The following is a 13,514-nucleotide window of genomic DNA, read 5'->3' as shown; positions in this document are numbered from 1 at the left end:
TGGCGGCGGGCGTGCGGGCGCATAGAGGGTGCGGCAGAATCCAGCACCGAAGGCCCGTTCATGACGACCATCATCCGCCAAGCCGACCTGATCGAAAGCGTCGCCGACGCCCTGCAGTTCATCAGCTACTATCATCCGATGGATTACATCCGCGCGCTTGGCGCGGCGTATGAGGCGGAACAGGGCCCGGCGGCGCGCGACGCGATCGCGCAGATCCTGACCAACAGCCGGATGTGCGCCGAGGGGCACCGCCCGATCTGTCAGGATACCGGCATCGTCAACGTGTTCGTCGAATGGGGCATGGACTGCGTGCTCGACGACACCTCGCGATCGTTGCAGGAGGTCGTCGACGAAGGGGTGCGCCGAGCCTATCTGCACCCGGACAACAAGCTGCGCGCCTCGGTGCTGGCCGACCCGGCCTTCACCCGCCGCAACACCAAGGACAACACCCCGTGCGTGCTGCACGTCACGATGGTGCCGGGCGCGAAGGTTTCGGTCGACGTCGCGGCGAAGGGCGGCGGGTCGGAGAACAAGTCCAAGTTCAAGATGATGAATCCGTCCAATTCGATCGTCGATTGGGTGATCGAGATGTTGCCGCAGATGGGTGCCGGCTGGTGTCCGCCGGGGATGCTTGGGATCGGGATCGGCGGGACGGCGGAGCATTGCGTGCTGCTGGCGAAACAGGCGCTGATGGAGCCGATCGACATGGGCCCGCTGAAGGCGCGCGGGCCGAAGAACGACATCGAGGCGCTGAGGATCGAGATTTTCGACAAGGTCAACGCGCTCGGCATCGGCGCACAGGGGCTGGGCGGGCTGTCGACCATTCTCGACGTGAAGATCAAGGATGCGCCGTGCCACGCCGCGGGCAAGCCGGTGGCGATGATCCCGAATTGCGCCGCGACGCGCCACGCGCATTTCACGCTCGACGGATCGGGGCCGAGCTTCCTCGAAGCGCCCAAGCTCGACGAATGGCCCAAGGTCGACTGGCAGCCCGACGGCGCCGCGATCCGCGTCGATCTCGACACGCTGACGCCCGAGCAGGTGCAGGGGTGGAAGCAGGGCGACCGATTGCTGCTGAACGGCAAGATGCTGACTGGGCGCGATGCCGCGCACAAGCGCATCAAGGATATGCTGGAGGCGGGCGAGGACCTGCCGGTCGAATTCAAGGGCCGCGTGATCTATTACGTCGGCCCGGTCGATCCGGTCGGCGAGGAAGTGGTCGGCCCGGCGGGCCCGACGACGGCGACGCGGATGGACAAGTTCACGCGCATGATGCTCGACCAGGGGCTGCTGGCGATGGTCGGCAAGGCCGAGCGCGGTGCCGATGCGACCAAGGCGATCGCCGAGGCGAAAAGCGCGTACCTGATGGCGGTCGGCGGGGCGGCGTACCTCGTCGCGCGCGCGATCAAGGGATCGAAGGTCGTTGGCTTCGCCGATCTCGGTATGGAGGCGATCTACGAATTCGAAGTGAAGGATTTCCCGGTGACGGTGGCGGTCGATTCGACCGGCGCGAATGTGCACCAGCTCGCGCCGCTGGTGTGGAAGGAGAAGATCGCGCGGGAGGGGTTGTTGGTCGGGGTCTAGTCGTCCTCTGGTAACGGACGTGGGAGCGCCCAACTGGCCGCGAGCACGGTAACGTTTTCCACGACCCCAAACATCAGCTGCGCGAGCGTCGACCAGTCGCCGATGCTGCGCGGACGCCATAAACCCGGTAGGACCTCGGCAGCGGCGAAGGTGTAGCAGGCGATCAGCGCCAAAATCTGCGCGGTGCCGAGGCCCCACACGAACGCCGTCACGCGTTGTCGCCGCTCCCGCTCGTCGAGTGGGGCGGAGAGAGACGGCTGCCGTAGCGGGCCGAACAGCATCAGCACCATGCCCGGCATGAAACATCCCAGGTTGACGAAGATGCTGCCAATCGCTCGGTCGGGATGTCCGATCTGCATCGCCAGCCCGACCGCGCCAAGGGCGAGCGCGATAATCGGCAGGAATCGAAACGGACGCGGGTGCCACGAGACCTGCCAGGTCAGCAGTTTTTCGGCACCGGTGACGCGAGTGAACCAGTCGGCGGCAGCAATGATCGGATCACGGCGCATCAGGCGTCTCCGGCGCGGCGCAGCACTTCGGCCACGCTTTCAAAAGGGGTGAAGGAAAAGAGGTGTTCGATCGCGACGCCGAAATAGGCTGCGATCTTCATCGCCAGTTCCAGGCTCGGTTTGTAATCGCCGCGCTCCAGATAGCCGATCGTTTGCGGATTGACCCCGACGGCGTCCGCCAGCGCCCGGCGCGAGGTGCCGCGTTCGGCGCGAAACAGCGCAATCCGATTGTGAATTTCCGCATTCATGTCGGAATTGATAACATAACGTTGTCTATACACAACGATTCGTTTTTGATCGATCAAGCGTGCCCTTGATGTCTTTGCGCCGACACGCCATCAGATTGGCATGAAGCGTACATCTTTGGGGCGTCGTATCGCCGGCGGGCTTGGCACCACGGTTTTGTGGTTGGTCATCTCCCTCTGTCTCGTGGTGGCGATCGTGCCGCGGTTTCTGGACGCGCGCTATTATCGCGGGCCGGTGAGCGCGCATTTCGACGGGACGCGCTTCTTCAATCCCGACGGGGATGACGATGCGGTCGCCGCGCCGAAGCCGGGGCAATCGCGGCCGAATTTCCTGCTGCGCTATATCCTGGGCAATGACGGGCGACCGAAATGGCCCGATCGGGTCGCGATCCACCCGGTCGCGCCGCCCGCCCGCGTTGAGGGCGATGCGATGGTCGCGACGTGGGTCGGCCATGCGACGGTGCTGGTGCAGACGCAGGGGCTGAACATCCTGACCGATCCGGTGTGGAGCCGCACGGTCGGCCCGCTCGACATCGGCCCGGCGCGCGTGGCGGAGCCGGGCATCGCGTTCGACAAATTGCCGAAGATCGATGTCGTGCTGATCAGCCATGACCATTACGACCATATGGACCTGACGACGTTGAAGCGTCTGTGGGATCGCGACCATCCGACGATCGTGACCAGCCTGGGCAATGACAGCGTAATCGGCCAGGCCGGGGTGCGGGCGAGCGCGCGCGACTGGGGCGGGGTCGTGCCGATCAAGCCGGGCGTCGATGTCGTCGTCACGCGCAACCACCATTGGGGGTCGCGCTGGGCGAGCGACCGCAACCGGGCCTTGTGGTCGAGCTTCGTCGTCAAGCTGCCCGGCGGCAATCTGTTCTTTGCGGGCGATACTGGTGCTGGCGATCTGAAATGGGCGGACGAGGCCGCGCGTTATGGCCCGGTGCGGCTGGCATTGATCCCGATCGGGGCGTTCCGCTTCATGCCCGGACAGATGGCGGCGGGCAGCCATATCGGGCCGATCGATGCGGCGGAGGTCTATCGCAGGCTCGGCGCTTCGAGCGGTATCGGGGTGCATTGGGGCACGTTCCGCTTGTCGTACGAAGGATACGACACGCCGCCGCGCTTGCTTGCCGCGGTGACGCAGACGGCGGGTTTGCGCGGGTTCGGGACCGTCCCGCTGGGCGTGCCGACCACGATTGCGCCGTATCGCGCGCCCGTGCCGCTTCCGCCGATCGTTCGCGACGAGATGGTCGCGCGCCTGCCCGCCGCCGCGCGCGCCTTGCCCTGAAGGCCGACTTGGGGGCGTGGGCGTGGGATGCTACAGCCGCGCCGCAGAGACTGGGTGTGGTGGCGGAGCGGGCTATGCGGGGATATGAGGCGTCGCTCGATCGCGCCGGTCTGGCACTTGGCGCGGGTGGATTGGTTGGCGGCGTTTTTGCGACGATCGTCGTGGCGATCGGCAGCGGGATTGCGCCGACCGGCTTGATCGTCGGCTTCGTGCTGGGCGTGCTCATCACCATGATGGCGGCGGTGGCGGTCGGCGGGCCGCTCTGGATCCTGTGTCATGCGCTTGGGTGGCGTGGGCCGGGCAGCGCGATCGCGGTCGGCGCGCTGGCGGGTTTTGCGCTGTTCCTGGGCGGGCAGACCTATGGCTTCGGGCTGTTCGACATGCCCGCGCTGGATTCCCAAGCATTGCTGTTCCGCTGGATCAGTGCGGCGGCGACGAGCCTGATCCTGGCGCTTGTCTCCGCGCTGATCGGCTGGACGATGTGGCGCATGGCGTATCGGCGGGTCGTTTAGGCCGGTCAGGGTTTGAGGCCAGCCTCCGGCACGGTCGGATGGTTGGGCGGCAGGTCGGGCAGGGTGATGTCGCTCGGCTTGCAATCGCCGTTGCGGATCGCACGAACGCGCATCTCCATCGTGCCCTGCTGCTTGCCGGCCGCGTCGGTGCCGACCATCGTCATCTTGATATCCTGCTCGGTGGGCGCATTGCTGCCGCGCGCAGTGAGCTTCATCGATCCGCCACCCGCTTGCTTGCAGACCGCATCGAAGCCGATCGTAGACCCGGTCGCGTCGCGATTGCTGAAGGTGCAGTTCTGGCCGCGCGAGCCCATTTGTTCGAGATTCTTGGCGAGATCCTCTTTCTCCACCGCGGCGGGGGTGACGCACACCGACATGGCGGCCATCGCATCGAACATCTTCTGCATTTGCGCCTGTACCTGCGGCGACGCGCCCTTGCCCTCCAGTTTCAGCACCTCGACCTTTTGCGACCAGCTTCCCGGCTGACGCTTGATCTGCGCTTCGGGTCCGCAGGCGATTGCCAGGAGCGGGAGAGCGAGGATGGCGACGTGGCGAAGGGACATGGCGGGGAAACTCTCCGGGTGGCGCGGCGCTTGGGGTGCGGCGGGCTCTTGGCGATGATCCTCCCAAGATTGGTTGATTATGGCAATCGCTGATTGGGGGCGGGGATAGATTGGTTTGAGCATCAGCCTCTGATTTTGTTCTTTATATGTTCTAATTATTATGGTACGGCTCCTTTCTCTCTAATCAGGGGGAGTCTGTATGCCGGGAGGGCTTCAGCGCGGATCGCGTGACACCGCGTTTTCGATCTATTTGCGCACCGGACAGCGGGTCGCGAGTCCGCCGATCGAACTCAAGTTCAACCCATATCACGATCCGAGAAACGGGCGCTTTACCTTCGCACCGGGTGGCGCTCGTAGCGGCACGGTGGGCAGCCGTCCGCGTCGAAGCCAGCCGTCGGCCGCTTCGTCGGCTACGAAGCCGCGCACGCTCGATCCGCAAGACCCGGCCAATTATACGATCCATGTCGTCAGGAGCGGAGATACGCTGGAGCGGATCGCATCGCTGCGCAACGGCGTGACCGTCGAGGATCTGGCGTGGCTGAATGATATCCCGCCCGAGAGCACATTGCGGGTCGGTCAGCCGATCAAACTCCCGACTCAGCAATCGCGGGATGCGGCGCGCGATGCCAAAAATCGCGTCCTTGCGCTGGACTATTACATGCAGACCCATGGCGGTCGTTTGCCTGCCGATGTCGCGCATCCGCCTTCCTTGCAGCAGCAGATGTTTCGACAGCTCGGATGGCGGGAGATCAAGGCCAATGGTTATACCTTCGCTGCAGATAAAGGGGAAAGGACGCGCTATGTCGATGGCGACCTTCAGCTGGAATCGATCGAAAAGCGCTCGCGGACCGAGCAAGCGCGCGCGGGCGGTTCTGATCGGCAGGCTACCGATGATGGCGGCCATTATATTGCTGTAAGCTTCAATGGCCGAAGCGCGAGCTTCAACCATTTCGCGCAAGACGCCAATTTCAATCGCGGAGCCTATCGTGCTCTCGAAGATAAATGGGCTAAGTCGGTACGCGGTGGCCACCGCGTCCATGTCAATATCATCCCGCATTATGGCGGCACGTCGCAACGTCCCAACTCGCTCAACGTCACTTGGTCTATCGACGGAAAAACGAAGCGCAAAATATTCACCAATCGAAAAGGGGGGCGCTAATATGTCAGACGATAAGCTGAATAAGTTCGGCGATCTTTACCGCGAGATCGGCAGGGAACTTGCCGCGATCGTCGGCGATCCGGACAAGACGCTCCTGTATGTCGAAGCAGACGAAGGATGGGTCGGACCCAACGTCTTTAAGGATGAGGGGAATCAGATTCGCTATTTCGATCCGAGCAGGAAGCTCACCGATCTGCTTTTCGAAGTATGGACAGCGGAGGACCCGGACAAGCGATGGTCGGCAATGGAGTATACCATAACTGGCACGAAATTCACGGTCGAGTTTGTGTTTCCCGAAAAATTTGGCGACGACTTCGATAACGACGAACGGCGCGAGTTGGTGCTGCAGCGGCATTATGGCGACAAGCCCCGCGTCTATCCCCCACCCGGCGACATGGGATGGCTGTTGCGCGAACTTAACTGAGCCGCTCGGGGAGGCTGGCGTTCCCGCTATGTCCATCCCATATTACCCGCATGGCCATCCAGATTCGCACGTCGCTCGACGAACCCGAGACCGGGCAGAGCTTTATTCCGCACCGCCCGGCGCGGCCCCCGAAAGCCGAGGGCGGGCGGCCGTTCAAGATCGTGTCGGACTATACGCCGGCGGGCGATCAGCCGACCGCGATTGCCGAGCTGGTCGCGCAAACGCAAGCGGGCGAGCGCGATCAGGTGCTGCTCGGCGTTACCGGATCGGGCAAGACCTTCACGATGGCCAAGGTGATCGAGGCGGTACAGCGGCCGGCTTTGATCCTCGCGCCCAACAAGATCCTCGCGGCGCAGCTTTACGGCGAGATGAAGTCGTTCTTCCCGGATAACGCGGTCGAATATTTCGTCAGTTACTACGATTACTATCAGCCCGAAGCCTATGTCGCGCGCTCGGATACGTACATCGAAAAGGAAAGCTCGACCAACGAAGCGATCGACCGGATGCGGCACGCTGCGACGCGCTCGCTGCTCGAACGCGACGATGTGATCATCGTGGCGTCGGTATCGTGCCTGTACGGCATCGGATCGGTCGAGACCTATTCGGCGATGATCTTCGACCTGAAAAAGGGCCAGGTGGTCGATCAGCGCGAGATCGTGCGGAAACTCGTCGCGCTGCAGTACAAGCGCAACGATGCGGCGTTCGCGCGCGGCAATTTCCGGGTGCGCGGCGATGCGCTGGAGATCTTCCCGTCGCATTATGACGACACGGCGTGGCGCGTGTCGTTCTTCGGCGACGATATCGAGGAGATCGTCGAGTTCGATCCGCTGACCGGCAAGAAGGTCGCGAGCCTCGATTACATCCGCATCTACGCCAACAGCCATTACGTCACGCCGGGGCCGACGCTGAAACAGGCGATGGAGGCGATCAAGTTCGAGCTTCAGGAACGGCTCAAGGAGCTGATCCCCGAGGGCAAGTTGCTCGAGGCGCAGCGGCTGGAGCAGCGCACCAATTTCGATCTCGAGATGATCGCGGCGACCGGTTCGTGCGCAGGCATCGAGAATTACTCGCGCTTCCTCACCGGGCGGATGCCGGGCGAGCCGCCGCCGACGTTGTTCGAATATCTGCCCGAGAACGCGCTGCTGTTTGTGGACGAAAGCCACCAGACGATCGGCCAGATCAACGGCATGTCGCGCGGCGATCACCGGCGGAAACTGACGCTGGCGGAATATGGCTTCCGGCTGCCGAGTGCGATCGACAATCGGCCGCTACGCTTCAACGAATGGGACGCGATGCGGCCGCAGACGACCTATGTCTCGGCCACGCCGGGCGCGTGGGAAATGGAGCAAACCGGCGGCGTGTTCGCCGAACAGGTGATCCGCCCGACCGGCCTCATTGACCCGCCGATCGAGATCAAGCCGGTCGAGGAGCAAGTGCAGGATTTAATCGTCGAGGCGAAGAAAACCGCCGAGGCGGGGTACCGCACGCTCGTCACCACGCTGACCAAGCGCATGGCGGAGGATCTGACCGAGTTCATGCACGAGGCGGGCATTCGCGTTCGCTATATGCACAGCGACGTCGAGACGCTGGAGCGTATCGAGTTGATCCGTGATTTGCGGCTGGGCGTGTACGACGTGCTGATCGGCATCAACCTGTTGCGCGAGGGGTTGGACATCCCCGAATGCGGGCTGGTCGCGATCCTGGATGCCGACAAGGAAGGGTTCCTGCGCAGCGAAACCTCGCTGATCCAGACGATTGGCCGCGCGGCGCGCAACGTCGACGGGCGCGTGATCCTCTATGCCGACCGCATCACCGGCAGCATGGAGCGCGCGATCAACGAAACCAACCGCCGCCGCGAGAAGCAGCGTGCGTATAACGAAGCCAATGGCATCACCCCGACGACGATCCGCCGCAACATCGGCGACATCATCCAGGACGTGGCGAGCCGCGACCAGGTGACGGTCGAGATCGACGAGGACCGGCCGCACATGGTCGGCCACAATCTGCGCGCCTATATCGAGGACCTCGAAAAGCAGATGCGCGCGGCGGCGGCCGATCTGGAGTTCGAGACCGCCGGGCGGCTGCGCGACGAGATCCGCAAGCTGGAGCAGGAGGAGTTGGGCTTGCCGGTCGAACAGCAAAAGCTGCCGATCATGGGGCGCAGCAACGAGGGGAAGCCGGGCACGCGCAAAACGCGCTACGGGAAGAGCCAGAAGATGCGCGCTGGGATGGCGGGGAGTTCGCGAAGGGGGCGGTGATTTGATTTAAGGTTGATTAGACAACCAAAACGTGTATACACGCCTCTCTCACAGGAGGCGTTCATGGTCACATCGAAAAATTCGTCAGGTCCGATCCGATCTCCCGATTTCGCCAGGAGATTTCGGCAAGCCTGTGATCAATCACCTCTTGTTCCCGCAAAGCATGATGGTCGCTATGTCTATATAATAGAACAATTCTATAGGCTATCGGGCGATAAGATTAGTACCGAAACTGTCCGTAAGTGGCACGAAGGCGAAGCGTCTCCTCGTCCAGCGAAAATTTCTGTCTTGGCCAAAATCCTTGGCGTTAACCCTGTCTGGTTGCAAATGGGGCAGGGTACTAAATCGACAGATAATCTCGCTCGAACAGAGAATCAACACATAGTTGACTCAGGTTGGGAAGGGGTGATCAAGGTACCCATCCGACCCGGCTGTGTAGTTCGCCTGGAAAATGTCCCTGCCGATTTGAGTCGCTCGGAGGCCCAGCGAATTGCGAATGTCATTCTTGCTCATGCCGTCCTCGACTAGGAGGCTAGAATGAGCCGCACGTTTGCTGATTTTGCAACCGAACGTGGTTGGCGCGATCCGCTTTCCGGGAAGGAAAGGCGTTCATGACTAAGACCGCTAAACTTCACAAATGGATCATCGCCAATCCCGGCGCATCAATTCCCTTTCGTGATTTTGAACGCCTGATCCTCGCGTTTGGCTTTACGCTGCGACGCACAACGGGAAGCCATCGTCATTACGCTCGTTCCGACATCCCCGCTATCCTAACCGTCCAACCGCGCGGTAAGGACGCCAAGAGCTATCAAATTCAGCAATTCCTTGCTATATGCGAGGCGTACGGACTGACATTGGACGACTGAGTTGCTGCGCTATCATATCGATCTGTTCTGGTCTGACGACGACGGATGCTGGGTCGCCAATGTGCCGGACCTGAAATCGTGTTCGGCGTTTGGCGACACACCCGAAGAGGCCTTGGCCGAGGTGCAGGTCGCAATGCAAGGCTGGCTTGAAGTTGCCCGGGACATGAATTTTTCGATCCCCGAGCCGCTGTATCGCGCGGTTCCTCATGCCGCCAAACACGCGGCGTAGCCCATGGCTCATGTCCGAAAAGGCCAGCTGACGCGCTCGCCGCAATGGTGGGTGCACCTGCGCGAGTATAAGCGTGTGTTCTGGAAGGCCGAACGTAAAGCTCAGCGATTTGAGGCGAGCGCCCGAGTGGTCGAGGGTTTCTAAGCCTCACCCCAGCGACAGGTCCTCCCCCGCGACGTCGTAATATTTCGACACGCGATCGGCGTACGCCTGGTCGAACTCCGGCGGGTTTGCCGCCCAGCTTGGGCCGCCTTCCAGGACGCGGCGGTCGATCGTCACGATATAGGTGTCGTTGACCGGGTCGAACTGCAGCAGCGAGAAGGGGATTGGGTAATAGGCCTTGCCCATGCCCAGAAAGCCGCCGATCGTCAGCACGGCATAGACCGCCTGGCCGCTGCGTTTGTTGACCATCAGCGTGTAGAGCGTGCCGATCTTGTCGCCGTCGCGGCTGCGCACCGGCATCGCGTCGGCCTTGTTCGATTGCAGCAGCAATTGGGTTGGTTCGGTCTGGGCCATCAGTCTTCCTTCAGTTCGCAGGCGAAACGGCGCGGGGGGCGATGCGGTTCCTCAATCCTCGCTAATCAGGCTGGTCCGCTTGGTTTCGGGGAGCAGCCAGAAGCAGAATGTCGTGATCGCAAGGATGATGGCGACATACCAGTAAAAGCCGCTTTCGAGATGCTCCTGCTTGAAGCGAAGCGCGACGAATTCCGCCGTGCCGCCGAACAACGCATTGCCCAGCGCATAGGGCAAGGCGACGCCGAGCGCGCGGATGTGTGTGGGGAACAGCTCGGCCTTGATCAGCGCGGAAATCGAGGTGTAGGCGGCGAGCAGCAGCAGCGGCAGCATGATGATCGCGAACGCGGCGGTCGCATCGCGCGTGGCGGCGAGGGCACTGAACACAGGCACCGAGACGAGCGTGCACCCCACGCCGAACAGCAGCAGCATCGGCTTGCGCCCAAACCGATCGGCGAGACTGCCGAACAGCGGCTGAACGAGCATGAATACGACCAGCGCCGCGGTCATGATGCCGGTCGCGGCCTGGATCGAGAACCCCGCGGTGTTGGCCAGGAATTTCTGCATGTAGGTGGTGTAGGCGTAGAAGGCCAAGCTGCCGCCCGCGCTGATGATCGCGACGAGGATGAACTCGCGCGGATGCGCGCGCCATAGTGCCGCTGCGCCCGAGGCGGGGCGGTCCTTTGCCAGCGCCTCGAACGAGGCGGTTTCGGCCAGGCGGCGGCGCAGAACATAGACGCCGAGTGCCAGCGCCGCGCCGAGCAGGAAGGCGATCCGCCAGCCGAACGCCTCCATCTGCGCCTTGGTCAGCAGCGCCTGCAGGATCAGCGTGACGGCGAGCGACGTAAGCTGACCGCCGATCAGCGTAACGTATTGGAAACTCGACCAGAAACCGCGGTTCTTTCGCGTCGCCATTTCCGACAGATAGGTCGCGCTGGCGCCATATTCGCCGCCGACCGACAGGCCCTGGATCATCCGCGCGAGCAGCAGGACGATCGGCGCGGCTAGCCCGATGCTGCCATAATCGGGCACGAAGGCGATCATCAGCGAGCCTGCGCACATCAGCCCGACCGACACCGCCAGCCCGGCCTTGCGCCCGTGGGAATCGGCGTAGCGGCCCATCACATAGGCCCCGATCGGACGCATGAAGAAGCCGACCGCGAACACCGCCGAGGTGCCGAGCAATTGCGCGGTCGCATCGCCCTTTGGGAAGAAAGAGGCCGCGAAATAGAGTGATAGGGACGTGTAGGCGTACCAATCGTACCATTCGACCAGATTGCCAGCCGACCCGCCGATGATGGCGCGCAACCGTTTCGCTTCGAGTGCCATCGTCATCCCCTTGGGCGCACAAGAGGCGAAATCGCGACGAGGCGCAAGATCGCTCGGGGTCTATCGGTTGAGTAGGGCTGTCCGATGCCGCATACACGCGGCCATGCGCTTTTCCTCTGCCTCGCTCACCGCGTTTGCCGCGATCCTTTTGGTGTCCGGTTGCGTCGGCGCGCCGACCGCGCCGCAGCCTGCGCCGGGACCGATCGCGATGCCGCGCCCCGCCCCGACGCCGGTGCTACCCGTGCCGCAGGGGTCGGACTGGCGTGATTGGACGGTGACGCCGGGGGATTGGTCGTATCGGGGGGACGCGCGTGGTTCGATCGCGACATACGGGCAGGGGGGCGGCGCGGCCTTGCTGACGCTGCGCTGCGATCGTGGTGCGGGCGCGGTAACCTTGTCGCGCAGTGGTGCGGTCGGAGCGCCGCTGACGCTGCGTACGTCGAGCCTTGTGCGGTCGGTTCCGGTGCAGCCGGGCGGCGGTTCCGCAACGGCCGCGCTGAACGCGCGCGATCCCCTGCTCGACGCGATGGCGTTCAGCCGCGGCCGCTTCATCGTCGAACAGCAGGGCGCACCGACGTTGGTCGTGCCCGCCTGGGCCGAGGTCGGTCGCGTGATCGAGGATTGTCGCGGCTGAGGGATAGGATTGTTTCTCCTCGCGTTTTTACCCGCAGAGGAGAGCGACAATGGCCGACAAAAAATGGTCGCAGGACGTGACCGAACATTCCGACGCGATGGACCTGGAAGAGCATATCTTCACGCGTGACGATCCCAAGGAGATCGCGGCGTCGTTGAAACGATCGGCCGAGCATAGCACGCGACGAAAGGGCACGCCGTTCCAATCGGCCATGTCGATGCTGACATTCTATATCAACCGCGCCGGACACGATCTGCCGGCGAAGCAGAAAAAGGTGCTGGAGGCGGCGAAGGACGAGTTGCGCGTGTTGTTCGGAAAGGCCGACTAGCGGGCCGACAGCGGGGTTCGGCTGCACTTTTGGCAGGCGAAAGAGAATTGTCGAAAAGCCGCAACATTACAAGACTTGTTTCGTTAAATTTTATGATTCAAACAGGGGTCGTGTCCAGGCCTGGGCACGTGGTTTTAACCAGCGAAAGGAGGTGATCCGATGTCTCATGGTTCAGCAAAGGGGTCGGTTCAGTTGGCTTGGAGGACGCACCTTTAAGCCCTTTGGAATGACGGCGGGGGGTATCCTTCCCCAATCAACGCCGCCGTTCATCGGGGTTTATCGGTTTCGCATGGTCCTCCAGGCCGGAGCTTCCGGCCGCTGACCATGTCAGGAGGTTGCCGGGGTGGCGAGAGCGCCCCCCGGCAGCCTCTTTTCATTTGGGGCGAAGGCGCGCGCGCCGCGCGCCGGTGCCAAGCGAAGCGAGGCATCGCCCCAAATGGCCGGCGGGTCGCGCGCCAGCGAGAACCCGGCCGACGGCTTTGCCGGCGGCGCGTGGGATGTAGTTCGATCGCGAGAATGTGGCGGTCGCTCGATCTGTGTCAGATCGTTCGTCCCTTGCGCGCACTCGACAGCTGGTGGCACCGTCTTCAGATGAACAGCAAGCTGATCTTCGAATATGTGTTCAGTCGCGACGGTGACGATCTCGGGTGGCTGAAGGCAGAGGTTCACACTCCACGTTTTTCCGGACGTAACGGTGCGTGGGTTCAGTGGCAGGATTTGGCCGACTTCACTGCGTCACTTTCAAGATTTCCCATCGAATCGGGAAGTCCTGCGGTCGGCGAATGGGGCTTCGGCGAGCAAGGGCAATACACAGAGATTACTCAGGTGAGCATTGCCCCGAAAGGATCGACCGGGGGGCTTGTCGCTGACGTCTTACTAGCGGACTGGTACGAGCCCACCCAGCGATGCAGCACGCGATTTGAGACAGACTATCCCTCTCTTGCTCGATTTCAGCAAGAGATCGAGCATATGGTACGGGACCGGCTAGGCAGCGCTGCCCTTCATGGCTTCGCGGATTCTCGCTAGGCCCAATCACCACCTTGTCCTGCAAACTGTTCTCCACAAGAATA

The 13,514-nt window shown here is 62.6% G+C and carries 16 protein-coding genes; 11 read left to right on the top strand and 5 right to left on the bottom strand.

Features of this window, described 5'->3' with window-relative positions; translation table 11 throughout:
- Nucleotides 1–60 precede the first annotated feature (60 nt).
- Nucleotides 61–1,584 carry a fumarate hydratase gene (locus AB5I39_RS04450; protein ID WP_404371682.1) on the top strand — a complete coding sequence of 508 codons (1,524 nt, stop codon included), beginning with the start codon at nt 61–63 and terminating at the stop codon, nt 1,582–1,584.
- On the opposite strand, the gene AB5I39_RS04445 is transcribed toward AB5I39_RS04450, so the two are convergent.
- Both AB5I39_RS04445 and AB5I39_RS04440 read right to left on the bottom strand, forming a co-directional pair.
- On the bottom strand, nt 1,581–2,093 hold the full coding sequence (locus AB5I39_RS04445) for a hypothetical protein (RefSeq protein WP_404371680.1): 513 nt from the start codon (nt 2,091–2,093) through the stop codon (nt 1,581–1,583). The two genes, AB5I39_RS04450 and AB5I39_RS04445, sit on opposite strands and share 4 nt — an antisense overlap.
- Nucleotides 2,093–2,398 (bottom strand): helix-turn-helix transcriptional regulator, encoded by a 306-nt coding sequence (locus AB5I39_RS04440; RefSeq protein ID WP_404371677.1) that lies wholly within the window; start codon nt 2,396–2,398, stop codon nt 2,093–2,095. Before AB5I39_RS04440 ends, AB5I39_RS04445 begins: the two co-directional genes overlap by 1 nt.
- Before the next feature lie 43 nt (nt 2,399–2,441).
- On the opposite strand from AB5I39_RS04440, the gene AB5I39_RS04435 reads away from it, so the two are divergent.
- Together AB5I39_RS04435 and AB5I39_RS04430 are read left to right on the top strand one after the other, a co-directional pair.
- Nucleotides 2,442–3,629 (top strand): MBL fold metallo-hydrolase, encoded by a 1,188-nt coding sequence (locus AB5I39_RS04435; protein WP_404371674.1) that lies wholly within the window; start codon nt 2,442–2,444, stop codon nt 3,627–3,629.
- Nucleotides 3,630–3,703: 74 nt separating this feature from the next.
- Entirely contained in the window at nt 3,704–4,141 is a 438-nt protein-coding gene (locus AB5I39_RS04430) for a hypothetical protein (RefSeq protein WP_404371671.1), read from the top strand.
- A 5-nt stretch (nt 4,142–4,146) separates the two neighbouring features.
- Here AB5I39_RS04430 and AB5I39_RS04425 read toward each other — a convergent pair whose 3' ends face one another.
- Nucleotides 4,147–4,704: a DUF3617 domain-containing protein gene (locus AB5I39_RS04425; protein ID WP_404371668.1), complete on the bottom strand. Its 558-nt coding sequence runs from the start codon at nt 4,702–4,704 to the stop codon at nt 4,147–4,149.
- Nucleotides 4,705–4,954: 250 nt separating this feature from the next.
- Between AB5I39_RS04425 and AB5I39_RS04420 the strand changes: the two genes are divergently transcribed.
- The 5 genes from AB5I39_RS04420 (at nt 4,955) to AB5I39_RS04400 (ending at nt 9,640) form a co-directional block, all read left to right on the top strand.
- Nucleotides 4,955–5,863 (top strand): DNA/RNA non-specific endonuclease, encoded by a 909-nt coding sequence (locus AB5I39_RS04420; RefSeq protein WP_404371665.1) that lies wholly within the window; start codon nt 4,955–4,957, stop codon nt 5,861–5,863.
- A gap of 1 nt (nt 5,864) precedes the next feature.
- The gene (locus AB5I39_RS04415) at nt 5,865–6,287 is read left to right on the top strand and encodes a hypothetical protein (protein ID WP_404371662.1); all 423 of its coding nucleotides are present in this window, start codon (nt 5,865–5,867) and stop codon (nt 6,285–6,287) included.
- A 50-nt stretch (nt 6,288–6,337) separates the two neighbouring features.
- The gene (uvrB, locus tag AB5I39_RS04410; protein ID WP_404371659.1) at nt 6,338–8,545 is read left to right on the top strand and encodes an excinuclease ABC subunit UvrB; all 2,208 of its coding nucleotides are present in this window, start codon (nt 6,338–6,340) and stop codon (nt 8,543–8,545) included.
- Nucleotides 8,546–9,156: 611 nt separating this feature from the next.
- Nucleotides 9,157–9,411: a type II toxin-antitoxin system HicA family toxin gene (locus AB5I39_RS04405; RefSeq protein ID WP_404371657.1), complete on the top strand. Its 255-nt coding sequence runs from the start codon at nt 9,157–9,159 to the stop codon at nt 9,409–9,411.
- A gap of 1 nt (nt 9,412) precedes the next feature.
- Nucleotides 9,413–9,640, top strand: coding sequence for a type II toxin-antitoxin system HicB family antitoxin (locus AB5I39_RS04400; RefSeq protein ID WP_404371654.1), 228 nt, complete (start codon nt 9,413–9,415; stop codon nt 9,638–9,640).
- A 147-nt stretch (nt 9,641–9,787) separates the two neighbouring features.
- On the opposite strand, the gene AB5I39_RS04395 is transcribed toward AB5I39_RS04400, so the two are convergent.
- Nucleotides 9,788–10,156 carry a PRC-barrel domain-containing protein gene (locus AB5I39_RS04395; protein WP_404371651.1) on the bottom strand — a complete coding sequence of 123 codons (369 nt, stop codon included), beginning with the start codon at nt 10,154–10,156 and terminating at the stop codon, nt 9,788–9,790.
- Between the two features lie 51 nt (nt 10,157–10,207).
- The gene (locus AB5I39_RS04390) at nt 10,208–11,482 is read right to left on the bottom strand and encodes an MFS transporter (RefSeq protein ID WP_404371650.1); all 1,275 of its coding nucleotides are present in this window, start codon (nt 11,480–11,482) and stop codon (nt 10,208–10,210) included.
- 103 nt (nt 11,483–11,585) lie between these two features.
- Here AB5I39_RS04390 and AB5I39_RS04385 point away from each other — a divergent pair, with 103 nt between their 5' ends.
- From AB5I39_RS04385 to AB5I39_RS04375, 3 genes are all read left to right on the top strand, one after another.
- Nucleotides 11,586–12,116 carry a hypothetical protein gene (locus AB5I39_RS04385; RefSeq protein ID WP_404371648.1) on the top strand — a complete coding sequence of 177 codons (531 nt, stop codon included), beginning with the start codon at nt 11,586–11,588 and terminating at the stop codon, nt 12,114–12,116.
- A gap of 49 nt (nt 12,117–12,165) precedes the next feature.
- A complete protein-coding gene (locus tag AB5I39_RS04380) occupies nt 12,166–12,444 on the top strand; it encodes a DUF3175 domain-containing protein (RefSeq protein ID WP_404371645.1) in 279 nt (92 codons plus the stop codon).
- A 516-nt stretch (nt 12,445–12,960) separates the two neighbouring features.
- Complete coding sequence (locus AB5I39_RS04375; protein WP_404371643.1) at nt 12,961–13,470, top strand: hypothetical protein; 510 nt, start codon at nt 12,961–12,963, stop codon at nt 13,468–13,470.
- Nucleotides 13,471–13,514: the final 44 nt, after the last annotated feature.

Source organism: Sphingomonas sp. MMS24-J45, assembly GCF_044881195.1.
Taxonomy (GTDB): domain Bacteria; phylum Pseudomonadota; class Alphaproteobacteria; order Sphingomonadales; family Sphingomonadaceae; genus Sphingomonas.
This window is presented reverse-complemented; position numbering and strand designations above follow the sequence as displayed.